The organism is Saccharopolyspora sp. NPDC050642, assembly GCF_040654735.1.
Classification (GTDB): domain Bacteria; phylum Actinomycetota; class Actinomycetes; order Mycobacteriales; family Pseudonocardiaceae; genus Saccharopolyspora; species Saccharopolyspora elongata.
Genome location: NZ_JBFAIN010000016.1, coordinates 31,715 through 54,385 on the forward strand (window position 1 = coordinate 31,715; position 22,671 = coordinate 54,385).

Below are 22,671 nucleotides of genomic sequence, written 5' to 3' on the forward strand. Positions count from 1 at the left end.
TACCGGTTGCAGGGCGGCCGGTTCGGTAACCGTTCGGGCACGTTAGGTTGTCGCCATGGCTGATGCCGATGTGCGGGAAGCTGTGCCGTCCGATGCCGCGGAGATCGCTCGCATCCAGCTGACGACGTGGCGCACCGCCTTCACCGAGCTGCTGCCCGCGGCGGTGCTGGACGAGTTGGACAGCGCGGCGACCGAGCAGGAGTGGCGGCACGCCCTGACCGACGGTCCGGCCGCGGTGCTGGTCGCGACGGAAGGCCCGTGGATCGTGGGGTTCTGCGCGGCAGGCCCGGCCCCGGAGGCGGAGGTGGCGGCGGCCAACGGCACCCTGCCGGCGGATGCGGCCACGGTCGCGCTGGTCAGCACGCTGCTGGTGGAGCCGCGCTGGGGACGGCGCGGCCACGGCAGGCGGCTGCTCGGCGCGATGGTGGAGCGACTCGCCGCGGGCGGGGCCACGCGCGGCATCACGTGGGTGCCCGAGGCGAACACGGCGTCGATGGCCTTCTTCGGCAGTGCGGGCTGGGCTCCGGACGGTACGGTACGCACGTTGGACGCCGGCGGCCGTCCGCTGCGGGAATTGCGGTTGTCGGGTCCGATGGAATTGCAGTTCGAAGAACGGTGAACACCGGTGCCGTGCCCGCTCGGGCGCGCGCGGAGTTGCCGGCCACATCGCCTGCTGGGGTCCGAGCTCGCTGGGAGCGATCGTGCTGACCGTGATCGGTTTGCTGTCCACCGCCTTCGGGGTGTCGGTAGCCTCCGCGCTGCTCCCGTTGATCAGCGTCGAGCTGTTCGCGATCGGGCTGGTGCTCAAGAGCCCGGAGATCCCGTGGTGGCTGCTGGCGCTGGTCATCGCCGCCGGTCAGATCGGCGGAAAGCTGCTGCACTACTACGCGGCGCGCGGCTCGATCCGGCTGCCCCGGATGTTCCGGCGCAAGACCGAGCGGGAGCGGAAGGACAGCCGCTGGCGCGAGTGGATGGAGAAGTTCCGGACGAACTGCCGTCGTCGGCCGGTGTGGACCGGCGCGGTGCTGCTGATCAGCGCGGCCGCGAGCCTGCCGCCGTTCGCCGCGATCGCGGTGATCGCGGGCTGGGCGAAGGTGCCGCTGACCACGTTCCTGGTCACGGGTTTCATCGGGCGCTTCATCCGCTTCGGTGCGCTGGCGATCGCGCCGGGTGTGGTCGTCGGCTGGCTGTGACCGGAAGGCCGCGCTCCCGACGAGAAGGCTCCTGACCTGCAGGCGCAGGGCCGTAAGTCCGTTGGGCCGCTGCTGCGACCCGAAGGACTCACGGCCCCGTGACCGGCGATGGCATCCCGAGCGTGACGGCTCAGATCAGGCCGAGGCGCTTGGGGACGCCGCTGACCGAGTCGATCAGACCGAAGACCGGCACACCCAACGGTGCGAAGGTCCACTTGTTGTTCAGGTCGCCGGTGTCGGGTTCGTCGACGACTGCCACACCGTCCCCCTGCGGCGCCTCGGCGAGTGCCACCGGGCCGGCGCCGAGCAAGGCGACTCCGGCGAGCAACGAGGCGGCAACGGCACGTCCTGCGGTCCGCTTCATGTTCTTCCTCCTCAATCCGTCTTCGGGTCGTTCCTCAGCCGCCGAGCACGTCGAAGACGGGCTGCAGCAGCTGGGTGGGCAACTGGACTGTGGGGCCGAGCACCGCGCCCAGGTCGACGCCGGGCAGCACCCAGATCGGCTCGGCCGTGGCGACGCCGCCGGTCAGCAGGCAGGCGGCCAGCGCGGTCGCGGTCGCCGCGGCGAACCTGCGGATGGATGTGGCCATGGTTCCTCCATTTCTCGGTGTTCCACGCGGTTTCCGCGCGGCAGATCAGCAGACGGAGTCGGACGGCTTGGGGTTGGTGAGCCCGAACAGCGGGCGCAGCGCGACGCCCGCGAAGGTGCCGATGAGGGCCATGGCGCCCCACAACCAGCCATGCAGGCTGAACGAGGCCACGCCCGAGAAGTAGGCGCCGATGTTGCAGCCACCGGCGAGCCGGGCGCCGATTCCCATGACCACGCCGCCGAGCACGGCGCCGACCGCCAGCTTCCACGGAATCCTGCGGTGCAGGGTGAAGACGCCGGCGAGGGCGGCGGCGATGAGCGCGCCGATCATGATTCCGAAGTCCATCACCGAAATCCGGTCGGTGAGCACGGAAGCCGAGAGCTTCGCGGCGTTCTCGGGCACGCTCCAGAACGGCGTGCCCGAGATGTCGATGCCGACCCAGCCGAGGATCTTGGCGCCCCACAAGCCGAACGCCGAGGTGATTCCCCAGGCGTGCCCGGACACGAACAGCGTCAGCGCGTTCAGCCCGGCTAGCAGCAGCGCCCCGACCCACAACGGCCAGGAGCCGCGCAGCGCCCGCAACACGCCGCGTTCGGTCGGCGGCTGTTCGATCGGCGGCGGTGTCCGGCGGCGTTCGATCAGCACCGATGCGCCGGCGATGGCACCGATGACCAGCAGCGAGATGACCAGTGCTCCGGCGTACCCCAGTGGCGTGTCGGCGAGCGAAACGCTGGGTCCGGTGTTCTGCAGCAGTTTGAACCAGTCGGCGGCGAAGGCGCTGGCGACCGAGCCGGCGATGAAGCCGCCGAGGGTGAACAGGATCGCGGTCTGCCCGCTGCCGACGGCGAACAGCGTCCCGGAGGCGCACGAGCCGCCGACCTGCATGCCCACTCCGAACAGGAACGCGCCCAACACCACGCCGAGCCCGGCCGGCGCCACGGTGCCCTCCGGTGTTCCGGATAGGCTCGCGCCGCTGCCCAGCAGCACGGAGAACAGCAGGCACGCCACGCCCAGCATCAGCATGTGCGCCCGGATCGCCCGGCCTTGGCCGACGGTCACCAGCTGCCGCCACGCCGAGGTGAAGCCGAAGCGGGAATGGAACAGCACGAGCCCGAGCGCGAGGCCGATCGCGTAGAGCACCGTGAGCTTCCAGCCTGCGGCGTTGTTGACGGCGAGGCCGATCACGACGGCTACTGCGACTCCGATCGCGACCACGCCGCGCTGCGCCGGTGGCGCCTGCACAGGTGGGACGACCGGACGCGAAACGTCCACAACAGACATGAGCACTCCTGGTTCTGGGTCAGGACGGGAGGGGGCCGGAAATGGCGACGATGGTGCCCTTCGGAATCCATTGGCCCGCGGCGGAACTACCGTGCGGGTGGTTGGCCATCCGCATCACGTCCACCTGGGCGGAGGCGTAGATCGCGACGTCGCCGGTGAGGTTCTCCTGACGCGCCGCCAGCCAGCGGCGGAATCCGGCGAGCGACGGGGGCTCGCCGCCGAATACGCCGGCCAGCGTCATGCCGTAGGTCAGCGAGCGCTCGTCGCGGGGGTCGAAGCGCAGCGGGATCGACGAGCCGGCAACGGCGTTCACGACCGGCCCGTGCAGCAGCCACGGGGCTAGGTGGACGCCGTAGATGTAGCCCGGCCCGCTGTTGCTGGATTCGAGGGCTTCTGCGGCGCGCGACCAGCCGGAGACGACAAGCAACGCGCCGCCGGGATCATCCCGGATCACCAGTCCGCGTTGCTGTGCTTGGGAAAGCACCACGTCGGCGGCGGCTCGGGAGCGGGGCGATTCGTCGCTGATCACGGCGATCGACGGAACCCCGGCTGCGGCGAGGTAGCCGACCTGCTTGCGGAGCGCATCCTCGTCCTCTGCGGACAACTCTTCTGACGGGCAGCTGTCCAGCACCGACGGGGCGCCGGCGGCGATGCCGCCCAGCGCGGCGCTGGCGCATTCGGGCCCGTCCGCGGCGACGGCGTCCGGCAACGCCGGGAGCTCGCCGGTGTCGACGTCCACCGTGCCCTGCTCCGCCCCGCGACGCACCACGAAATCGCTGCGACCGCTGGCCAGTTCGACCTCGGCCCAGGTCCCCGTGCTGCCCGGTCTCGGCACGGCCCGCGAGATCCGGTCGCCGGATTCGACCACAACGTCCAGTCCCGCGCTCGCCGGGAAGTGCACCAGGTTTCGCCCCGGCCGGTGCGGGCTGACCAGCACCGGTGTCCCGGCGGCCGACGCAAGCCGTGGGATGCCGGGCACCGCCAGGTCGTGCGGCTGCGGAATGCCCGGCAGGGCGGTCCACGCGACGACCGCGACCAGCACGCCCACCGCGCCCAGCCGGTAGACCCGCCGGACGTCGCGGACTACGGCGGTCAGCACCAGAACTCCCAGTGACGCCACGACCAGCCCGACGAGCGCCAAGCCGTAAGCACTGTCCACCAGTCGGCGGTCGAGCAGGCCCGACAGCAGCAACTGAGCGAGCGCGGCCCCGGCCAGCGCCAACGCCGCGGTCAGGGCCACCGGGCCGGGCCGCAGCCCGCCCTCGTCGCGCCAGGATCCGACGGCGAAGCCGAACCAGACCACGGCGACGGCGGCGAACACGGTGTCGAGGAAGAACGCGAGCGACGAATGCCCGAGCCCGGCCTCGGCGATCAGCAGCAGCGCCAGCGCGAACCCGAGGTAGGTCGCGGCGGCCCGCCACCGCAACGCGAGCGGCACCGCCAGCGCGAGGATCGCGTGCGCCACCGCGAAACCGATGTTGATGTCGAGCACCGCCGCGGACCACCCGCTGGCCAGCGCGGCGATGCCGCCGGCCGTCCAGGCCAGCCACGGCGGCACCGCCACCACGGCGCGCAGCAGGCCGACGCCCGCGACCACCGCGGTGCTGGTCAACAGGAGAATCCGCAGCACCAAGGCCAGCAGATCCACACTGGACACCCCGGTGTGGGAGTGCATGTTCTCCATCAGCCACTCGCGTTCTCTCGCTCGGGTTCCGGCGATTTCGCGCGAAATCGCCACCTGCCACGCGTGGGGAATGGCGATTTCGCGTGAAATCGCCTCCTGGGGAGGAGCCGTTCCGTGCGGGAACGGCTCCTCCACCCGGGTGCGCGGTTTACTTCACGTCGCCGTCGGCGACCACGAACAGCTCCGAGTGCGGTTTGGCGTTGCCGAACTCGCCGTGCGGCCAGGACCGCCGGTTGAAGTTCACGCCGACCTCACCGGTGACCTCGTCGCGGAACTCGTCGTCGACCGACACCGAGCCGTCGTTGCCCAGGCTCACGACGTTGACCTTGTGGTCGCCGTCCAGACCAGATCGGGCCACGAAGTAGTTCGACACCGCGAGCCGTTGCGGCTGCTGGGTTTCCCGGTAGAAGCCGTCCGGGCCGAGCACGAAGTTGTCGTACGCGCCCCAGTGCGGGCCGGCGCCGGGCTTGCCGGGGTTGATCGGGGTGGCACCGGCGAGCGTCGGGCAGTCGGCCTCGGCACCGCCGTGCTCGGACTCCTGCTTGGTGTCGATCGAGCACTTGTAGTCGTCGCCGGCTCCGACGAGCTTGGAGATGTCCAGCACGTAGACGCCGCCCGTGGTGCCCGGGTCGTCGGCCCCGAACGTGCCGGGCTGGCGTCCCTGGATCGCCCGGTACAGGAACCGGTCGTCCGGGCTGGTCTGGATCCAGCCGCCGTTGGAGCTGCCGCCGTTGCGGTCGTTGGCCGCGTCGAAGCCGGGGCTGGCCGTGCCGTCGTCGAAGACCTGCCGCCAGTGCGGTTCGGCCGCGGTGATGTCCGGCGTGTAGAAGACCGCGCCTCCCTGCATGGTCTGGGCGAAGGCGCCCTTGTGACCGGGGAGGTTGGTGACGGTCGTCTCCATCACCGCGCGGCTTTCCTGGTGCAGCGGGTCGTTCGGATCGGCGCGGGGACCGTCCGGCAGGTAGGACACCGCCTTCAGCTTGGGGTGGTTGCGGTCGGAGATGTCCCAGGTGCGCACGGTGGGACGGCGCAGGTACGGCGACGGCGCCTTCACCGGGTCCAGGATGATGTTGCGCGGCTCGACGTAGTCGGCGGTCACCAGCGTGTTCAGGTCCTCGCGGGCCTGGATGCCGTGCGGGTTGGCGCAGGTCGGCTCGCCGAGTCTCGGCAGGTTGGCGCACAGCTTCTCGTTGTCGCCGCCGGGCGTGGCCGCCGGGGACTGCGAGAGCACCTTGGCGTTCTCGTCGAAGCGCACGACTTCACCGGGGCTGCCGGCGAAACCGTTGCCGATGTGCACCGAACCGTCGTCGTAGCGGTAGGGGCCGGGCGCGACCGGTCCGCCCATGTAGGTCGCGTACGCCGTGCCGTCCTTGAGCACCCAGTAGGCGTCGGGCACGGAGCCGCCGAGCGTTTGCGTCGGCAGGCTGATGCCCTTCAGCTTCACGTTGGGCAGGGTGGTCACGTCGAAGGCGTAGGTGGCGGCGCCGAAGAGCGCGCCCGCGTAGATGGTGTCGCCCTTGTGCCACACGTATTGCATGTGGTGCGGCTCGTTCTCCACCAGCGGTCCGACGGTGATGGTGTTGACGACCTGGCCGTATCCGGGCGATCCCGGGGTGGCATCGATGACGGCGAGGAAGTCCGGACCGGGCAGGGCGTTCGAGGCCTTGCCGAGGCCGCCGCCCAGCGATCCGGGCAGGTTCCGCACGTCCGGGACCACCGTGTCGGCGATGTTCTCGTCGCCGGCCCAGACCAGCAGCCATTCCTTGCGCTTGCCGTCGGACTGCGACTTCTCCAGCGCGCTCTTCACCAGGTGGTTGGTGACCGTGTAGTCCTTGCCGTCGGCGCCTTTGACCGATTGCGTCGATACTTCGACATCTGCGTAGGCATCTTGGACGGGTAGCGTGACCGCGCCGACCGCCAGCAGCACGGCGGCCAGCCCGGTGGGCCATCTGCGAAAACGTATCTTCATTTGTGCTCCGAGAATCCGTGGAATCACCCGACTGAAGGCATGCCGGAACCCCACCGGCGGCACGTTCGGAAAACGCGCGCTAGAGGAGAAAGCGGCGATGCCGAAGGGAACACATCGGACCGGGGGAAACCTGCGTTGTCACGCCAGGCCCGGTTCCGCGAAAGGAGAGCCCTATCCGGCGCAACAGAGCGCGCTGGCCTGCTGCACCAAATCGACATGCAGGCGAGCCACCAGAGTGGCGAACCTAGACATGGCTGAAATGATCGGGACTACCGGGGACGCTGTCAATGGCCCAACCACTTGGTGAGATCGCCGCACATCGTTACCCGGAAAAGCGCAGCACGCGCCCGCGTTCACCCGAAGAGCGGTAGAGGAGTTAACAACGTAACCCTACCTTGCGGCCACCGCGAAACATTTTCTTTCAGAAATCCCGAAAAGCTGCAGTCCGCGCGCCTGCACCCATTGTGCCTGAGGATCGCCCGCGATGCCGCCGCCGGCGCGGCGCGCCAAGAGGCGGTCCACTTCGGACCGGGCACGGCGTACGTCGAGATGCGTACGGCGCGAGAGCTTCCAGGCCGACGACGTGAACGCGATGCCCGAATAGCTTCGGGCGCAACATGTTTCGCCCTTAGGAGGAACTTTGCGCAGGCGCGCTCTTTCCCTCGGCATCGCCGGGGCCTACGTCTGGATAGCGATGGTGGCGTTCGGGGGGATCGCGGTCGAGACGATCGTCATCTACCCGAACGTCTTCCACGACCCGCCGCGGTCGCTGGCCGGTGCCGTGGAGTTCTTCCAGATCACCGGGCCCGCCGACTTCTTCCCGCCGATGGGGGCCGTGACCGTGCTGGCGGCGGCGGCGAGCCTCGTCCTGCTGTGGCGCCATCCGGTGCCGCGCCAGTGGCTCGCGGGCAGCCTGGCAACGCTACTGGGCGGTGAGTTCTTGTTCTCCGCGCTCTACTTCTGGCCGCGCAACGAGATCATGTTCACCGAGGGCATCGCCGTGCATTCCGCCGAGTTCCTGCGGCAGGTCGCGGTCGAGTTCGAGACCGGGCACTGGTTCCGGCTGGCGGCGAGCGCCGTGACCGCGACGACGGCGTTCATCGGTTTCCTCCGCTACCACCGGGAAGAGGTGCGCTGATGCTCGCTCGGTTGCGGGAATCCCTCGGCATGCCGCTGTCGGCGGTGTTCGGGTTGGCGCTGCTGGGCGTGCCGCGGGTGGTCGCCCACGATCTCCGCCTCGCGAGCCCGCTGGTCAATTCATTGCTCGTGTTCGTGCCCATCGCGGTCTGGCTGGCGGTCGTGCTGTGGCTTCGGGTGCCCAACGCGTTCCGCACGCTGCTGATCGTCGGCGTCATCTACGGCGTTCTGCTGGGCGTTGTGCACCAGCTGCTCTGGACGCAAGCATTCGGAGGTGCTGCGCCCAGCCTCGGCGGGAACGTCGCCGGGGTGCTCGCGCCCGCGGCCGAGGGATTGTTGTTGCGGGCGTTCGCCTTTCTGAGCAGTCTCGTGACCGGAGTGCTGGTCGGCGCTGGTACCGGCATGGTCGGCTGGGTGATCGCGAAGGCGGTGCCCGGTTTCCGGAAGCACTGATGTTCCGCGTGGAAGGGAGATCCGTCGACGTGGACGCTCCGAGCGGCCGGCGGCAGCTAGCGGTCGACACCGGCCTGGCGATGCTGGTGCTGGTGGTGGTCGGCACTGCGATCACCGCGAACGTCGGCGGATCGGAACCGCCGGGCGTCGGCGCGTACGGATTCAGCGCGCTGTTCGCCGTGTTGATGCTGGTGCGCCGCCGGTGGCCGGTCGGGACGCTGCTGGTGACGACGGTCGCTTTGCTCGCGTACTACGTGCTCTCGTACCCGCCGATCGGGCTGGCCGTGCCGGTGGCTGCGGCGCTGTATTCGGCGGCGGAGCAAGGCAGGCTGCGGATCGCGAGCGGGGTCGCGGTCGCGCTGTTGCTGATCTCCACGGTGGCCCGGCTGCGAACGGGCGACGATCCGGCCTTCGTGCTCGGCTTCGAGTTCACCAGTTCCGCCGGGCTCATGGCGGCTGTCATCGCGCTCGGCGACAGCGTCCGATCGCGGCGCGGTTGGCGTGCCGAGCTGGAGCGGCAGGCGCGAGCAGCGGAGCTGGAGCAGGAGCGGGAGGCTGCCCGCCGCGTGGAGCAGGAGCGGTTGCGGATCGCGCGTGATCTGCACGACCTGCTCGCGCACACCACGTCGGTGATCTCCCTGCACACCGATGTTGCGCGGGAGTCGCTGCGCGACGACCCGGACGCCGCCGAGCGTTCACTGGTCGCAGCACGGGGCGCGTGCAGCGACATGGTGCAGGAGCTGCGGACGACAGTGCGCGCGTTGCGCGATCCCGAGGACCCGGACACCGCGATCGAGGGCTTGGACCAGCTCGATGTGCTGCTGCACCCGGTACGGGCCGCCGGGATCGACGTGCAGGTGCGCGCCGAGGGCGAGCCGAGGCGGCTGCCGGTGATCGCGGACGGGACGGCCTACCGGGTGGTTCAGGAAGCGTTGAGCAACGTGCTGCGGCACTCCGGCGCGGGCAGCGTCACCGTGGAACTCGGCTACCGCACCGCCGAGCTGGCCTTGCGGATCAGCGACGACGGTCGCGGCGCCGACCTCGGCGCGGCACGGGGCGGTTGGGGCATCATCGGGATGCGCGAGCGGCTGGCGCTGCTCGGCGGAGACCTGCGGGTGAGCTCGCGGCCGGATGGAGGTTTCGTGGTCGAGGCGCACGTTCCGCTCGCGGAGCAGCCGTGATCAGGGTCGTGCTGGTGGACGACCAGCACCTGATCCGGGAAGGGCTGCGGGCGCTGCTGGAACGGGCGCCGGACATCACCGTCGTCGGCGATGCGGCCACCGGCGATGCCGGCGTGGCGGAGGTCGCGCGGCTGCGGCCCGACGTGGTGCTGATGGACATCCGGATGCCCGGCGGCGACGGCCTCTCCGCGACGCGCCGGATCGTCGCGGATCCCGCGCTCCGGCAGGTCCAGGTGGTCGTGCTCACCACGTTCGACACGGACGAGAACATCCTCGACGCGGTTCGCGCCGGGGCGGCGGGCTTCCTGCTGAAGGACACCGCGCCGGAGCAGATGCGCGAGGCGGTGCGGGTGGTGGCAGGCGGTGAGGCGCTGCTGTCGCCCGGGGTCACCCGCCGCGTCATGCGGGCCGCGGCGGCGAGCTCCCGCTCGCTCGACGCCGATCGCCTGGCCGGGCTGACCGAGCGGGAGCTCCAGGTGCTGGCCGAGGTCGGCGCCGGGTGCTCCAACGCCGAGATCGCCGAGCGGCTGTTCATCAGCCCGGCCACCGCGCGAACCCACGTCGGCCGGCTGTTGTCCAAATTGGACGCCCGGGACCGCTCGCAGCTCGTGGTGCTGGCCTACGAAACCGGGCTGATCACGCCGGGACGGTCCCGCGGCGGGGACGAGTAGCGCCGGGCGAAAACCGCGTCACCGCGCGGATTCTTCGCGCTCCAGCTCGATCGCGCGGCGCATCGCCTTGCGGCCGCGGTTGCGGTCGCCGGCCAGGTCGTATGCCTGCGCCAGCGCGAACCAGCGCCGCCAATCCTGCGGCGAGGCTTCGAGTTCGGCCTGCTTCTCGTCGAAGTACGCGTCCGCCGCCTCCCGCTCGACGCGGCCGGAGGGCCGCCGGGGCAGGTGCGAGACGTCCGGCAGCGCGTCCTCGTCGTAGAGCCGCTGCGCGAGCCGCTCGGTGCTCGCGCCGAACCGCAGCTGATCGACGACCAGCAGCGCGCCGAGCACCGGCAGCACGAAGACCGCCACCCCGAGGGCGATGAACACCGGCTGCCCGCTGGTGATCATGGTGATTGCGCGGCCACCCATGAGCACCAGGTACACCAGCAGCACGATCGCCACCACGAACGCGGACGTCCGCGGGGTCATCAGCTTGCGGGCCACTCAGATCCCCAGCAGCGCGTCGAGGCCGACGGTCAGGCCCGGCCGGGACCCGACCTCGCGGATCGACAGCAGCACCCCGGGCATGAAGGAGCGGCGGTCGTAGGAATCGTGCCGGATGGTCAGCGTCTCGCCCTCGGTGCCGAACAGCACCTCCTGGTGCGCGACGAGCCCGGTCATCCGCACCGAGTGCACCCGCACGCCGTCGACGTCCGCGCCGCGGGCGCCGTCGAGCTCCTTGGTCGTCGCGTCCGGCACCTCGCCCAGGCCCGCCTCGGCACGCGCCTGCGCGATCACCTGCGCGGTGCGCGCGGCGGTGCCCGACGGCGCGTCGGCCTTCTTGGGGTGGTGCAGCTCGACGATCTCCACGGATTCGAAGAACTTCGCGGCGAGCTCGGCGAACCGCATCGACAGCACCGCGCCGATCGCGAAGTTCGGCGCCACCAGCACGCCGACCTCCGGCCGGTCGGCCAGCCAGGAGCGGACGGTGTCCAGCTCCGGGGTGCCGAGCCCGCTGGTGCCGACCACCACGTGGATGCCGTGCTCGACGCAGAACCGGATGTTGTCGAGCACCGCGTCGGGATGGGTGAGGTCGACCGCGACCTGGGCGCCGCCGTCGAGCAACCCGGTGAGGCCGTCCTCGCGGTTGATCGCGGCGACCAGTTCGGTGTCGGGGGCCTCGCCGACGGCGCGAACCGCCTCGGATCCCATCCGCCCGCGGGCACCCAGCACGCCGACCTTGATCGGGCTGTTCACGTGACGACTACCTTTCCACCTCGACGCCGCACTGTCGCGAGTCTATGCACCGGCGTTCTCCGAGGTAACGGGCACCCCACGCCCGCTCGCGGGTGTCCCGGCCCGCAATTTCCATTGAAATCGGAGGTTCGATTTCAATGGAAATTGCGGGCGGTCGAGTCCGGGATCACACCCCGTCGGGCAGATCCGTCGGCGAGTCGTACGGCCCGACGACGGCGGTGGTCAGCGGCCGGCGCAGCAGCTCGGCCGCGAGCTCCGCGACGTCGTCGACGGTGACCGCGTCGATGCGCTCCAGGGTCTCCTCGACCGTGAAGTGCCTGCCGTAGTTCAGCTCGATCTTGCCGATCCTGCTCATCCGGGACGCGCTGTCCTCGAGGCCGAGCACCAGGCCGCCGCGCAGCTGCCCGCGCCCGCGCTCCACCTCGTCCGCGGTCAGCCCGTCGGCCGCGACGCCGGCGAGCACGCCGCGGATCACCGTCGCGACCTCGCCGAGCCGGTCCGGGGTGCAGCCCGCGTACACCGAGAACGTCCCGGCGTCGGAGTACGCCGTGGTGGCCGAGTACACCGAGTAGGCCAGGCCCCGCCGCTCCCGCACTTCCTGGAACAACCGCGAGCTCATGCCGCCGCCCAGCGCCGCGTTGAGCACGCCGAGCGCGAAGCGGCGGTCGTCGTAGCGGTCGAAGCCGCGGCAGCCCATCAGCAGATGGGCCTGCTCGGTGTCGTCGGTGTGCAGCGCCAGCGGCTTCTGCTTCGGCAGCCGCGCCCGCCCCGTGCGCGGCGGCGCGGGCAGCACGTCGCCGTCCAGCCGGTCGCCGAGCGCCTTGCGCAGCAGCCGCAGCACCCGGCCGTGGTCGACGTTGCCCGCAGCGGCGATGACCATCTTCGGCATCTCGTAGCTGCGCCGGTAGAAGCCGTTGACCCGGGCCCGGGTCATCTCGGTGATGGAGTCCTCGGTACCCAGCACGGAACGGCCGAGCGGGTGGTCGCCGAGCACCGCCGAGGTGAACAGCTCGTGCAGCAGGTCCTCGGGATCGTCGTCGCGCATCGCGATCTCCTCCAGGACCACGCTGCGCTCGACATCCACATCGGACTTCGCGTTCAGCGCGTCGAAGACCACGTCGCAGAGCATGTCGATCGCCAGCGGCAGGTCGCGGTCGAGCACGTGCGCGTAGTAGCAGGTGTGCTCCTTGGCCGTGAAGGCGTTCAGCTCGCCGCCGACGGCGTCGATCTCCTGCGCGATGTCCACCGCCGTGCGCTTGGCGGTGCCCTTGAAGAGGAGGTGTTCCAGGTAGTGCGCGGCACCGGCCTGCGGGCGGCCCTCGTCGCGCGAACCCACCGCGACCCAGATGCCGACGGAGGCCGAGCGCACACCGGGCACGGGCTCGGTGACCACCCGCAAGCCGCCCGGCAAAACCGTCCGGCGCACGGCCGCGTCGCCGGTGCCGCCGAGGATTCGAGTGGTCCCGGGACGCTGCAGGTACCCGGCGCGTGTCTGCTTCTTCATGTCCCTTTAGGTCTCGTCGCGACATCGTGAGTTGACGACTCACAACCGTACGGCCCGCCCCGGAGTTCCGGGACGGGCCGCGTTGGACAGCGCGTCACGCGCGCCGATCGGTCACTGCGCCGGGGTCTCGGCCTCCGGCTTGGCCTCGCCCTCGGCCTTCTCCGCCTCGTCGTTGACCAGCACCAGGCTGATCTTGCCGCGGCTGTCGATGTCGGCGATCTCCACGCGCAGCTTGTCGCCGACGTTCACCACGTCCTCGACCTTGCCGATGCGCTTGCCGTTGCCCAGCTTGGAGATGTGCACCAGGCCGTCCTTGCCCGGCAGCAGCGAGACGAACGCGCCGAAGGCCGCGGTCTTGACCACGGTGCCCAGGAAGCGCTCGCCGACCTTCGGCAGCTGCGGGTTCGCGATGGCGTTGATCTTGTCGATCGCGGCCTCCGCGGACGGGCCGTCGGCGGCACCGACGTAGATGGTGCCGTCGTCCTCGATGGTGATCTCCGCGCCGGTCTCCTCGGTGATCGAGTTGATCATCTTGCCCTTCGGGCCGATGACCTCGCCGATCTTGTCCACCGGGATGCTGATGGAGGTCACCCGCGGGGCGTGCGGGCTCATCTCGTCGGGCTTGCCGATCGCCTCGGCCATCACCTCGAGGATGGTGAACCGGGCGTCGCGGGCCTGGCCGAGCGCCTGGGCCAGCACCTCGGACGGGATGCCGTCCAGCTTGGTGTCCAGCTGCAGCGCGGTCACGAAGTCCTTCGTGCCGGCGACCTTGAAGTCCATGTCGCCGAAGGCGTCCTCGGCACCGAGGATGTCGGTCAGCGCCACGTAGTGGGTCTGGCCGTCGACCTCGTCGGACACCAGGCCCATCGCGATGCCGGCCACCGGCGCCTTCAGCGGCACACCCGCGTTCAGCAGCGACAGCGTCGAGGCGCACACCGAGCCCATCGAGGTGGACCCGTTGGAGCCCAGCGCCTCGGAGACCTGGCGGATCGCGTACGGGAACTCCTCGCGCGTCGGCAGCACCGGCATCAGCGCGCGCTCGGCCAGCGCACCGTGGCCGATCTCGCGCCGCTTCGGGCTGCCGACCCGGCCGGTCTCACCGGTCGAGTAGGGCGGGAAGTTGTAGTGGTGCATGTACCGCTTCGTCGTGTCCGGGGACAACGAGTCGATGGTCTGCTCCAGGCGCAGCATGTTCAGCGTGGAGACACCCATGATCTGGGTCTCGCCGCGCTCGAACAGCGCCGAGCCGTGGGCCCGCGGGATCACGCCGACCTCCGCGGACAGGCTGCGGATGTCGGTCAGCGAGCGACCGTCGATGCGGACCTGGTCGCGGATGATCCGCTGGCGCACCAGCTTCTTGGTCAGCGACCGGAAGGCGGCGCCGACCTCCTTCTCGCGGCCCTCGAACTGCTGGCCCTCGCCGGTGCCGACCTTCTCCAGCACCGCGGCCTTGATCTCGTCGAGCCGGCTCTCGCGCTCCTGCTTGCCGCCGATCTTCAGCGCCTCGGCGAGCTCACCGGAGACGGCCTGCTCGACGGCGGTGAAGGCGTCCTCGGCGTAGGCCGGGAACACCGGGAAGTCCTGGACCTCCTTGGCGGCGGCCTGCGCGAGCTGCTGCTGCGCCTGGCACAGGGTCCGGATGAAGGGCTTCGCGGCCTCCAGACCAGCGGCGACGACCTCTTCGGTCGGCGCCTGCGCACCCTCGGCGACCAGGTTGACGGTCTTCTCGGTGGCCTCGGCCTCGACCATCATGATCGCCACGTCGTCGCCGACGATGCGACCCGCGACGACCATGTCGAACACGGCCCGCTCGAGCTGCTCATGGGTCGGGAAGGCCACCCACTGGCCGTCGATCAAAGCCACTCGGGTGCCGCCGATCGGGCCGGAGAACGGCAGACCGGACAGCTGGGTGGAGGCCGACGCGGCGTTGATCGCCAGCACGTCGTAGAGGTCGCCGGGCACCAGGCTCATCACGGTGACGACGACCTGGACCTCGTTGCGCAGGCCGTCCACGAAGGACGGGCGCAGCGGCCGGTCGATCAGCCGGCAGGTGAGGATCGCGTCGGTGGACGGGCGACCCTCGCGGCGGAAGAACGAGCCGGGGATGCGGCCCGCGGCGTACATCCGCTCTTCGACGTCGACGGTCAGCGGGAAGAAGTCGAAGTGCTCCTTCGGCTGCTTGGACGCCGTGGTGGCGGACAGCAGCATGGTGTCGTCGTCGAGGTAGGCGACGACGCTGCCGGCGGCCTGCTTGGCCAGCCGGCCCGTCTCGAACCGGACGGTCCGGGTCCCGAACGCGCCGTTGTCCAGCACGGCGGTGGCCTCGTAGACGCCCTCGTCGATCTGGGGTTCAGTCAAGGTTGACTCCTCGGTTTCACGAGGCCCACGGCAGGAGCATCCGGATCGTGGTCCGACGAGGCCGGCCATCGATCGAAGCCCCCGGGAACGTCTGTTGCGACGACTTGCCCGGCAGCCACTACCGAGGACCGGCGGACGCCTGTCCGGTGCGTGCCACCGTGAGCGCTCTTCAGTTGCGACGGCGCGCGGGGCGCCGTCCGTTCTTCATGCACCGGGGGGAGCGGCCCATCGGCCGCTCCCCCCGGTGTTCGTCAACGACGCAGACCGAGTCGCTGGATCAGCGAACGGTAGCGTTCGATGTCCACCTTGGTCAGGTAGTTGAGCAGACGGCGGCGACGACCGACCATCAGCAGCAGACCACGACGCGAGTGGTGGTCGTGCTTGTGCTGCTTGAGGTGCTCGGTCAGCCCGACGATCCGCTTGGTCAGCAGGGCCACCTGGGCCTCCGGCGAACCGGTGTCGCCGTCCTTCAGGCCGTACTCGGCCAGGATCTGCTTCTTGTCTTCAGTGGACAACGCCACGAATTGACTCCTTCGATGTCCCGTGTCAGCGACGCCCGACCGATCGATCGGGTGGCGGGTCGACCCCAGGTCGACCGGACGCGGCCACCACGGACTGCAGCCGCTCCACATGCCAGGATAACAGGGAGACCTGCTGCGATCGGGTCAACCCGGCGTCTCGCGCGTCACCGCCACCCGGTGCACGGTCCGGTACTCCCGAACGCCTTCCCGCAGGTCACTGCACACCACCGCGAGGTCGCGCGGCCGCCACCAAGGGCCGGTGTAGCCAGCGAACAGCCCCGGCAGCAGCTCGCGGTCGGCGCGCCCGGCGACCCACCTGGCGATGGTGAGGTGCGCGGTGTGACCGCGCGGATCGCCACCGGCCGCGCGAACCAGCTCGCGCAGCGCGGCGTCGTCGGAGCCGGTTTCCGGCTCGACGCCGACCCACAGCACGCCGCGGAACGTCCCGGCGCCGGCCAGCCGGAGGCGCGGCGACGACGGGTCGGTCTCCAGCAGTTTCGCGACGCGCTGGTCGAGCCGGTCGGTCACGCGCTGCTCGTCGGCGTCGTCTCCGTGGAAGCGAAGCGTCAGGTGCCAGCGCGACGGGGGTGTGAAGCGGAACTTGCGCAGGCCCGCGGTCGCCTCGGCCACCCGGTCCGGGTGGAGCCGGTCTACCGCCGACGCCAGGTGCCGCACCGCCTCGTCCGACGGCCACAGCGCGGTGAACAAACGCATACCCCAGTGTCCGCGCACTCCCCGGACGCCCGCGCGGCGGCTCCGCGGGAGCTCAGTCGGGGTCGCCGTTGGCGGCGCGGCGGAGCAGCTGCGCCAGCGCTGGGTAGCGGCCCTCCAGCAGCGACGCCGCCGCCGCCAGCTCGCCGGGCTTGGCCACCTCGCGAAGCACCGGCCAGGCGGCCTCCTCGCCGTTCGCCGAACCCATGACCGGCAGGTTGTCGCGGCCCACCGACGGGCGCGACTGGCGGACGTCCTCCAGCGCCTGCTTGATCGCGTCCTCGTCACCCGCGGCGACACCGGGGATGAGCACCTTGCGCTCCAGCATCACCAGCCTGGCCAGCACCGACGGATTGCCGATCTTGGCCCGGCGGCCGCTCATCACCTGGCTGAGCATCGGAGCGCTGATCCCGAGCACTTCCGCGAGCTGGGCCTGCGAGATGCGGAACGCAACGACCAGGCGGCGCACCCGGTCCCCCAGCGGCTCTCCGTACCACTGCCGCTGCAGTGCGAGGTTCCGCTGGACGTTGCTGTTCTCCGCCACCTTCGTTCCCCCCGTGTCGGCGCCGACCCGGCCGCGGGCGGCTGTTGATCCGGCCCTGAATACTGCCAGGTCACCGGCCGGGCGTGGCCGGGAATCCGAAAAGCGTTCCGACCGCGGTGCGCCGCGCGGCGGACGCGGCTGCCCCGTTCGGGGGTTCGGCATACCGCCTCACCCGCCCACGGCCAGGATCCGCCGGGTTTCGGCGACGTCCTGGTGCATCTGCTCGATCAGCGCTTCGACCGTGTCGTAGCGCTCCATCGACCGCAGCCGCTGCACGAAGTCCAGGTCGACGTGCTCGCCGTAGAAGTCGGCGTCGATGTCCAGCACGTACGCCTCGACGGTGCGCTCGGTGCCGGAGAACGTCGGGTTGCTGCCCACCGACACCGCCGCGGGCAGCGTCTCGCCCGGCTGCATCGAGCCGCGCCGGCGGTGCGTGAACCACGCGGCGTACACGCCGTCGGCGGGGATCGCCGCGTGCGGCGGGGTGGACAGGTTGGCGGTCGGGAAGCCGAGCTCCTTGCCGCCGCGCCCGGCGCCGCGCACCACGATGCCTTCCAGCCGGTGGAAGCGGCCCAGCGCGGAGGCGGCCGCCACGACGTCGCCGGCGTCGATGCAGGAGCGGATGTAGGTCGAGGAGAAGGTGACCGAGGGGCCCGCCGCGTCGTCGGCGCGCTCCACCGGCCCGGAGACAAGCGCGTCGGACTCGACCTCGAAGCCGAACCGCTCGCCGAGCTTGGCCAGCAGTTCGATGTTGCCCGCCGCCTTGTGGCCGAAGGTGAAGTTCTCGCCGACCACGATCTCCGCCGCGTGCAACCGCTCCACCAGCATCGCGTGCACGAACTCCTCGGCGGGCACGCGGGAGATCTCGCGGGTGAACGGCAGCACGCAGAAGACGTCGACCCCGAGCTGCTCGGCCAGTTCGGCGCGGCGCCGCAGGGTCGTCAGCTGCGCCGGGTGACTACCCGGACGCACCACCTCGGACGGGTGCGGGTCGAAGGTCATCAGCACGCACGGCACGCCGCGGCGGCGGGCCTGCCGCACCGCGTGCGCGATCAGCTGCTGATGCCCCCTGTGCACCCCGTCGAAGACGCCGATGGTGACCACGCACCGGCCCCAGCCACCGGGAATCTGCTCCAAACCACGCCAACGCTGCACGACCAGGAAGCCTACTGCGCCGCCACCCGACGGCCGGAACGCCACCGCCCGTGCCGCGGGTCCGCGCGGCACGGGCGGGCGGATCGGCTCAGTTCGTGTAGTCGCCGAACGGCTGGACCTGGAGCTCGTCGTTCTCGCAGATCCGCAGGGAGTTGTCGCGGCCCTGGTTGACCGGCACCTCGATGTCCTGGGAACCGGCGCGCGGCAGCCGCACCGAGAGCGCCCCCGGCATGTCGCACCCGCCGTCGTCACCGGAGGTCGTCCAGGTGATGTTGAAGCTGGCGAAACCGCCGTGCCCGTCCAGCCGCATCGGCTGCGCGCCGTCGGCCGCCACCTGCCGGATCGCCACCGGCATGGTCGCACCGCCCTCGGAGCCGCGCATCGCCTTGATCTCCGGGTACCCGTCGAGCACGCACGGGGTCATGTCGTTGCTGTTCTTGGTCACGCTGAACTGGCCGTTGCTGGGGCGCCCGTCGTAGTTCTCGGCGGTGACGAACTTCGCATCGAGGTCGGAGGCCTCGCACGGCCGGTCGCCGGTGCCGTTCCCGCCCTGGTTCGAGCCGGCCGCCTCGGTGGTCTCCTGCTGAGGTCCGGCACTGGCCTCGACCGGCCGGCTCTCGGCCTGCGAACCACTGCCGACCGTCTGCTGCGGTGCGCCGCCTGCCGCACAGCCGCTCAGCGCCAACCCCGCCGCCACCACGACGGTCGCCCCGACTAATCGCTTGCGCATGCTGCTCCCCACGTCTGTCGTCACTGGATCGGACTAGCCGTGGGACGAGCGACTCCTCCCCTGGTTCCAGGGATGTGACACCGGTCACCGGAATCGCCCGCGAAGCGGAGGGGGTTCGACCGGAATGCGTCAGTTCGCCGGAATGATCACCAGCACCGGCTTCGCGGTCCGGCCGCGGTCGCGGACCAGGGCCACCGCCCGGTCGTCCGGATCGAACATCCCGTAGGTCCCCTCGACGCCGGCCGCGGGCACGACCTGGCCGTGGGAGAGGGCGCGGGCGGTGTCGGCGTCCACGTTGCGGCGCGGGAAGGCGGTCTCGACCGCCTGGTCCAGGCCCATCGACAGCCCGGGCTCGGCCTCCAGCGCGTCCAGGGTGCGCGCCGTGGCCAGCCCGAACGGGCCGACCCGGGTACGGCGCAGTTCCGAGAGGTGCCCGCCGACGCCGAGCCCTGCACCCAGGTCGCGCGCCAGCGCGCGCACGTAGGTCCCCGACGAGCATTCGACGAGCACGTCGAGGTCGGTCGTGCGTTCCGTGCGGCGCAGCGCCAGCACGTCGAAGCGCGACACCGTGACCGGCCGGGCGGCCAGCTCGACGGTCTCGCCGTTGCGCACCATCTCGTAGGCGCGGCGGCCGTTGATCTTCACGGCGCTGACCGCGCTGGGCACCTGCTGGATGTCGCCGGTCAGCTCCGCGATGCCGGCCCGGATCGCCTCCTCGTCCACCCCGGAGGCGTCCGCTTCGGACACCACGTCGCCCTCCGCGTCGTCGGTGGTGGTGGCCGCGCCCAGCCGGATCGTCGCCAGGTACGCCTTGGTGTCCAGGGCGAGGTGGCCGAGCAGCTTGGTGGCCCGCTCCAGGCCCAGCACCAGCACCCCGGTGGCCATCGGGTCCAGCGTCCCGGCGTGCCCGACGCGGCGGGTGCCCATGATGCGGCGGACCCGCGACACGACGTCGTGCGAGGTCATCCCCGCCGGCTTGTCGATCACCAGCAGGCCGGGTGGAACGGTGGGACGCGTTTTGCGGGAGTGCTCGGACACGAGGAGACATCTTCCCCGACCCGGCGCGGCACGCGTCGCTAGGGTGGCGGCGGAACTGCGAGGAGGTCAGCGGTGGCATTCCGATCGATCCGGCGCTTCGGCGACCCGGTGCTGCGCATGGCGGCCGAGCCGGTCACGGTCTTCGACCAGCGGCTGCGCTCGATCGTCGCGGACCTGCTGGACACCGTCGACGCGCCCGGGCACGCCGGGGTCGCCGCGCCGCAGATCGGCGTCGGGGTGCGGGCGTTCAGCTACCGCGTCGACGGCGAGATCGGGTACGTCGTCAACCCGGAGATCGTCGAACTCTCCGACGAGGTGCAGGACGACGTGGAGGCGTGCCTGTCGCTGCCCGGGCTCGGGTTCGGAACCCGCCGCGCCCAGCACGCGGTGGTGCGCGGCGTGGACGCGGACAACGAGCCGGTCACGGTGTCGGGCAGCGGCCTGATGGCGCGCTGCCTCCAGCACGAGACGGACCACCTCGACGGCATGGTCTACATCCAGCGCCTCGACCCGGAGCGCCGCCGCGAGGCCTACCGCCAGGTCCGGGAGCAGTCCTGGTTCTGGCAGTGACCCGCGCGGCGGGGATCACCCCGCGGTGGCTTCGGCCCGGGTGGCGCCGACGACGGCCCAGCGGCCGGAGCGGGCCCTCAGCAGCAGCGTGATCAGCCGCAGGACCATGAACAGGGTCAGCCCGGTCCAGATCCCCACCAGGCCCCAGCCGAACGCCAGCGACAACCAGATCAGCGGCAGGTAACCGATGGCCGCGCTCAGCAACGTCGCGGTTCGCAGGTAGGCGGCATCACCGGCGCCGAGGAACACCCCGTCCAGCGCGAACACCACGCCCGCAACCGGCTGCATGAGCACGAAGAACCACCACGCGTGCGGGATCGCCTCAAGCACCGCGCCGTCCGTGGTGAACAACGTCGGCAGCGGACCGGCGAGCGCCGCGAACACCAACCCGAGCACGATGCCGAACCCCAGGCTGTACCAGGTGACCTGCCGGGCGATTCCCTTGGCGCGCGGCGCGGAACCGGCCCCGAGCGCCGCGCCGACCAACGACTGCGCCGCGATGGCCAACGAGTCGAGCACGAGCGCCAGGAACGCCCACAGCTGCCACACGACCTGGTGCGCCGCCGCGGCTTCCGCGCCGGTCCGCGCCGCCACGGACGTCGCCGACAGGAAGCACGCCTGGAACGCCAGCGTCCGCAGCACCAGGTCGCGGCCGAGCCCGAGCTGAGCACGCATCTTCGCGAGCTCCGGCTTCAGCGGCACCCGCTCGACGAACAGCGCGCGCACGAACAGCGCGGCGGCGATCGTCTGGCCGATCAGGTTCGCGACCGCCGAACCCTCCAGACCCCAGCCGAAGGGGTAGACGAAAAGCGGGCACAGCACGGCGGAAACACCGTTGCCCACCAGCACGTACCGAAGCGGCCGCGCGGTGTCCTGCACGCCGCGCATCCAGCCGTTGCCGGCCATGGTGATCAGCACCATCGGCGCGCCGCACAGCGCGATGCGCATCCAGGTCGCGGCCGCATCGGCGATCGGCCCGGGGCCCGCCATGAGCTCCGCGATCGGGACGGCCAGCAGCTGCGCGAGCAGCATGAGAACGACGCCGACGAGGACGCCCAGCCAGGTCGCCTGCACGCCCTCCGCGACGGCGTCCTTGCGGCGACCGGCGCCGTGCAGCCGGGCCGTGCGCGCGGTGGTCCCGTAGCTCAGGAACGTCAGCTGGCTCGACACCAGGGTGAACAGCGTGCCGCCCAGCGCGAGCCCGGCGAGCGGCACCGCTCCGAGGTGACCGACGACGGCCGTGTCCACGAGCACGTACAGCGGTTCGGCGGCCAGCACGCCGAGCGCGGGCACCGCGAGCGCCAGCACCCGGCGCGGCGATACGCGCTCCCCCAGATCCGACACCCTGTCTCCTTGTAAGCTGTGATCGGCGGGTTCGCCCCTGACGACCAAGGGTACTGGTAAGGACCACAGATGGACAACGCTGATTACGCCGCCGTTGCGCTGCGGATCGCCAACGCCGATCTGAGCAGCCTCGACGCGGTGCGCGCCGCGCTCCACGACGAGCCCTGGTGGGCCGACCGGCTCCACGCGAACGACCTGCCGCTCCTGCGCTCGGTGGGGGCCGGGCTGCGCCGGGCGCTGGACGCGATGGTGGCCGACGACGGCGAGACGGTGCTCGCCGAGATCAACGCCCTGCTGTCGGCGCACCCGCCCCGGCCCAGGCTTTCCGGGCACGGCAGCCGCGACGGCACCCCGAACTGGCACGTCCACGTCGCCGGCCCGGACGCACCGGCGGTCGACGAAGTCGCGGCGGCGGCCGCGTGGGGCTTGGCGCAGGGCGTGGTCCAGCACGGCACGACGCGCTGGGGACGGTGCGGAGCCGAGGGCTGCTACACCTACTTCCTGGACACGTCGACGAACCAGGCCAAGCGCTTCTGCAGCCCCCGCTGCGCGAACCGCATGCACGTCGCGGCCTTCCGAGCCCGCCGCCGAACCTGAGCCCGAGTTCTCCGGCAGTTTCAATTGAAACTGGACCTCGAATCCCCACGGAAGTCGGGCAATTTGTCCACAACCTCCGGCATGTCGGGATGCGACACACCGGAGGTCCGCAATTTCCATTGAAATCGAAGGTTCGATTTCAATGGAAATTGCGGGGACCCGAACGGGAGCAGGACCCGGTGGGAGCAGGACCCCTGCGGG

General features: G+C 70.9%; 24 protein-coding genes. 8 read left to right on the plus strand and 16 right to left on the minus strand.

The features are described from left to right. The first annotated feature begins 55 nt into the window (after nucleotides 1-55). Together AB0H93_RS23875 and AB0H93_RS23880 are read left to right on the plus strand one after the other, a co-directional pair. On the plus strand, nucleotides 56-619 hold the full coding sequence (locus AB0H93_RS23875) for a GNAT family N-acetyltransferase (protein WP_358575286.1): 564 nt from the start codon (nucleotides 56-58) through the stop codon (nucleotides 617-619). Between the two features lie 82 nt (nucleotides 620-701). Next, nucleotides 702-1,193, plus strand: a complete 492-nt coding sequence (locus AB0H93_RS23880) for a VTT domain-containing protein (RefSeq protein WP_358575287.1) — start codon at nucleotides 702-704, stop codon at nucleotides 1,191-1,193. Between the two features lie 130 nt (nucleotides 1,194-1,323). Here the strand turns inward: AB0H93_RS23880 and AB0H93_RS23885 are convergent, their stop codons facing one another. The 5 genes from AB0H93_RS23885 to AB0H93_RS23905 all read right to left on the minus strand — a co-directional run bounded on the left by AB0H93_RS23885 (nucleotide 1,324) and on the right by AB0H93_RS23905 (nucleotide 6,717). After that, the gene (locus tag AB0H93_RS23885) at nucleotides 1,324-1,557 is read right to left on the minus strand and encodes a hypothetical protein (protein ID WP_358575288.1); all 234 of its coding nucleotides are present in this window, start codon (nucleotides 1,555-1,557) and stop codon (nucleotides 1,324-1,326) included. A gap of 34 nt (nucleotides 1,558-1,591) precedes the next feature. Continuing rightward, nucleotides 1,592-1,783 (minus strand): hypothetical protein, encoded by a 192-nt coding sequence (locus AB0H93_RS23890; protein ID WP_132487414.1) that lies wholly within the window; start codon nucleotides 1,781-1,783, stop codon nucleotides 1,592-1,594. 45 nt (nucleotides 1,784-1,828) lie between these two features. Further along, a complete protein-coding gene (locus AB0H93_RS23895; protein WP_358575290.1) occupies nucleotides 1,829-3,064 on the minus strand; it encodes a YeeE/YedE family protein in 1,236 nt (411 codons plus the stop codon). Nucleotides 3,065-3,083: 19 nt separating this feature from the next. Beyond that, nucleotides 3,084-4,739, minus strand: a complete 1,656-nt coding sequence (locus tag AB0H93_RS23900; protein WP_358575291.1) for a hypothetical protein — start codon at nucleotides 4,737-4,739, stop codon at nucleotides 3,084-3,086. Between the two features lie 157 nt (nucleotides 4,740-4,896). Further along, nucleotides 4,897-6,717, minus strand: a complete 1,821-nt coding sequence (locus tag AB0H93_RS23905) for a hypothetical protein (protein WP_358575292.1) — start codon at nucleotides 6,715-6,717, stop codon at nucleotides 4,897-4,899. Nucleotides 6,718-7,357: 640 nt separating this feature from the next. Here AB0H93_RS23905 and AB0H93_RS23910 point away from each other — a divergent pair. The 4 genes from AB0H93_RS23910 to AB0H93_RS23925 are packed head-to-tail and all read left to right on the plus strand — an operon-like array spanning nucleotide 7,358 to nucleotide 10,159. After that, entirely contained in the window at nucleotides 7,358-7,855 is a 498-nt protein-coding gene (locus AB0H93_RS23910; protein WP_358575293.1) for a DUF1772 domain-containing protein, read from the plus strand. Further along, on the plus strand, nucleotides 7,855-8,307 hold the full coding sequence (locus AB0H93_RS23915; protein WP_358575294.1) for a hypothetical protein: 453 nt from the start codon (nucleotides 7,855-7,857) through the stop codon (nucleotides 8,305-8,307). The genes AB0H93_RS23910 and AB0H93_RS23915 overlap by 1 nt, the downstream gene beginning before the upstream one ends. A gap of 29 nt (nucleotides 8,308-8,336) precedes the next feature. After that, nucleotides 8,337-9,488, plus strand: a complete 1,152-nt coding sequence (locus AB0H93_RS23920; protein WP_358575295.1) for a sensor histidine kinase — start codon at nucleotides 8,337-8,339, stop codon at nucleotides 9,486-9,488. Further along, nucleotides 9,485-10,159 (plus strand): response regulator transcription factor, encoded by a 675-nt coding sequence (locus AB0H93_RS23925; protein WP_358575296.1) that lies wholly within the window; start codon nucleotides 9,485-9,487, stop codon nucleotides 10,157-10,159. Before AB0H93_RS23920 ends, AB0H93_RS23925 begins: the two co-directional genes overlap by 4 nt. Nucleotides 10,160-10,177: 18 nt before the next feature. Here the strand turns inward: AB0H93_RS23925 and AB0H93_RS23930 are convergent, their stop codons facing one another. The 10 genes from AB0H93_RS23930 to truB form a co-directional block, all read right to left on the minus strand. Next, nucleotides 10,178-10,630 (minus strand): hypothetical protein, encoded by a 453-nt coding sequence (locus tag AB0H93_RS23930; RefSeq protein WP_358575442.1) that lies wholly within the window; start codon nucleotides 10,628-10,630, stop codon nucleotides 10,178-10,180. Between the two features lie 15 nt (nucleotides 10,631-10,645). Beyond that, nucleotides 10,646-11,398, minus strand: a complete 753-nt coding sequence (dapB, locus tag AB0H93_RS23935) for a 4-hydroxy-tetrahydrodipicolinate reductase (protein ID WP_358575297.1) — start codon at nucleotides 11,396-11,398, stop codon at nucleotides 10,646-10,648. 166 nt (nucleotides 11,399-11,564) lie between these two features. Further along, the gene (locus AB0H93_RS23940; protein WP_358575298.1) at nucleotides 11,565-12,902 is read right to left on the minus strand and encodes a pitrilysin family protein; all 1,338 of its coding nucleotides are present in this window, start codon (nucleotides 12,900-12,902) and stop codon (nucleotides 11,565-11,567) included. Nucleotides 12,903-13,013: 111 nt separating this feature from the next. After that, nucleotides 13,014-15,260, minus strand: a complete 2,247-nt coding sequence (locus tag AB0H93_RS23945) for a polyribonucleotide nucleotidyltransferase (RefSeq protein ID WP_132487404.1) — start codon at nucleotides 15,258-15,260, stop codon at nucleotides 13,014-13,016. 251 nt (nucleotides 15,261-15,511) lie between these two features. After that, entirely contained in the window at nucleotides 15,512-15,781 is a 270-nt protein-coding gene (gene rpsO / locus AB0H93_RS23950; protein WP_093261676.1) for a 30S ribosomal protein S15, read from the minus strand. A 144-nt stretch (nucleotides 15,782-15,925) separates the two neighbouring features. Then, a complete protein-coding gene (locus tag AB0H93_RS23955; RefSeq protein WP_358575299.1) occupies nucleotides 15,926-16,495 on the minus strand; it encodes a 2'-5' RNA ligase family protein in 570 nt (189 codons plus the stop codon). Between the two features lie 52 nt (nucleotides 16,496-16,547). Then, nucleotides 16,548-17,036, minus strand: a complete 489-nt coding sequence (locus AB0H93_RS23960; RefSeq protein WP_358575300.1) for a helix-turn-helix transcriptional regulator — start codon at nucleotides 17,034-17,036, stop codon at nucleotides 16,548-16,550. A gap of 168 nt (nucleotides 17,037-17,204) precedes the next feature. Beyond that, nucleotides 17,205-18,191, minus strand: coding sequence for a bifunctional riboflavin kinase/FAD synthetase (locus AB0H93_RS23965; protein ID WP_358575302.1), 987 nt, complete (start codon nucleotides 18,189-18,191; stop codon nucleotides 17,205-17,207). Nucleotides 18,192-18,279: 88 nt separating this feature from the next. Then, nucleotides 18,280-18,921: a DUF4232 domain-containing protein gene (locus AB0H93_RS23970; protein ID WP_358575303.1), complete on the minus strand. Its 642-nt coding sequence runs from the start codon at nucleotides 18,919-18,921 to the stop codon at nucleotides 18,280-18,282. A 129-nt stretch (nucleotides 18,922-19,050) separates the two neighbouring features. Beyond that, the gene (truB, locus tag AB0H93_RS23975) at nucleotides 19,051-19,959 is read right to left on the minus strand and encodes a tRNA pseudouridine(55) synthase TruB (protein WP_358575304.1); all 909 of its coding nucleotides are present in this window, start codon (nucleotides 19,957-19,959) and stop codon (nucleotides 19,051-19,053) included. A gap of 72 nt (nucleotides 19,960-20,031) precedes the next feature. Between truB and def the strand changes: the two genes are divergently transcribed. Continuing rightward, a complete protein-coding gene (gene def / locus AB0H93_RS23980; RefSeq protein WP_358575305.1) occupies nucleotides 20,032-20,529 on the plus strand; it encodes a peptide deformylase in 498 nt (165 codons plus the stop codon). A gap of 15 nt (nucleotides 20,530-20,544) precedes the next feature. On the opposite strand, the gene AB0H93_RS23985 is transcribed toward def, so the two are convergent. After that, nucleotides 20,545-21,873: an MATE family efflux transporter gene (locus AB0H93_RS23985; protein ID WP_358575306.1), complete on the minus strand. Its 1,329-nt coding sequence runs from the start codon at nucleotides 21,871-21,873 to the stop codon at nucleotides 20,545-20,547. A 69-nt stretch (nucleotides 21,874-21,942) separates the two neighbouring features. On the opposite strand from AB0H93_RS23985, the gene AB0H93_RS23990 reads away from it, so the two are divergent. Then, nucleotides 21,943-22,470: a CGNR zinc finger domain-containing protein gene (locus AB0H93_RS23990; RefSeq protein WP_358575307.1), complete on the plus strand. Its 528-nt coding sequence runs from the start codon at nucleotides 21,943-21,945 to the stop codon at nucleotides 22,468-22,470. The last annotated feature ends 201 nt before the right edge of the window (nucleotides 22,471-22,671 follow it).

Bases quoted from the DNA above. Each gene is read 5' to 3' on its own strand.
- AB0H93_RS23875 (WP_358575286.1), top strand. From the start codon at position 56: ATGGCTGATGCCGATGTGCGGGAAGCTGTGCCGTCCGATGCCGCGGAG.
- AB0H93_RS23885 (WP_358575288.1), bottom strand. From the start codon at position 1,557: ATGAAGCGGACCGCAGGACGTGCCGTTGCCGCCTCGTTGCTCGCCGGA.
- AB0H93_RS23890 (WP_132487414.1), bottom strand. From the start codon at position 1,783: ATGGCCACATCCATCCGCAGGTTCGCCGCGGCGACCGCGACCGCGCTG.
- AB0H93_RS23895 (WP_358575290.1), bottom strand. From the start codon at position 3,064: ATGTCTGTTGTGGACGTTTCGCGTCCGGTCGTCCCACCTGTGCAGGCG.
- AB0H93_RS23900 (WP_358575291.1), bottom strand. From the start codon at position 4,739: ATGCACTCCCACACCGGGGTGTCCAGTGTGGATCTGCTGGCCTTGGTG.
- AB0H93_RS23905 (WP_358575292.1), bottom strand. From the start codon at position 6,717: ATGAAGATACGTTTTCGCAGATGGCCCACCGGGCTGGCCGCCGTGCTG.
- AB0H93_RS23915 (WP_358575294.1), top strand. From the start codon at position 7,855: ATGCTCGCTCGGTTGCGGGAATCCCTCGGCATGCCGCTGTCGGCGGTG.
- AB0H93_RS23930 (WP_358575442.1), bottom strand. From the start codon at position 10,630: ATGACCCCGCGGACGTCCGCGTTCGTGGTGGCGATCGTGCTGCTGGTG.
- AB0H93_RS23940 (WP_358575298.1), bottom strand. From the start codon at position 12,902: ATGAAGAAGCAGACACGCGCCGGGTACCTGCAGCGTCCCGGGACCACT.
- AB0H93_RS23955 (WP_358575299.1), bottom strand. From the start codon at position 16,495: ATGCGTTTGTTCACCGCGCTGTGGCCGTCGGACGAGGCGGTGCGGCAC.
- AB0H93_RS23970 (WP_358575303.1), bottom strand. From the start codon at position 18,921: ATGCGCAAGCGATTAGTCGGGGCGACCGTCGTGGTGGCGGCGGGGTTG.
- AB0H93_RS23990 (WP_358575307.1), top strand. From the start codon at position 21,943: ATGGACAACGCTGATTACGCCGCCGTTGCGCTGCGGATCGCCAACGCC.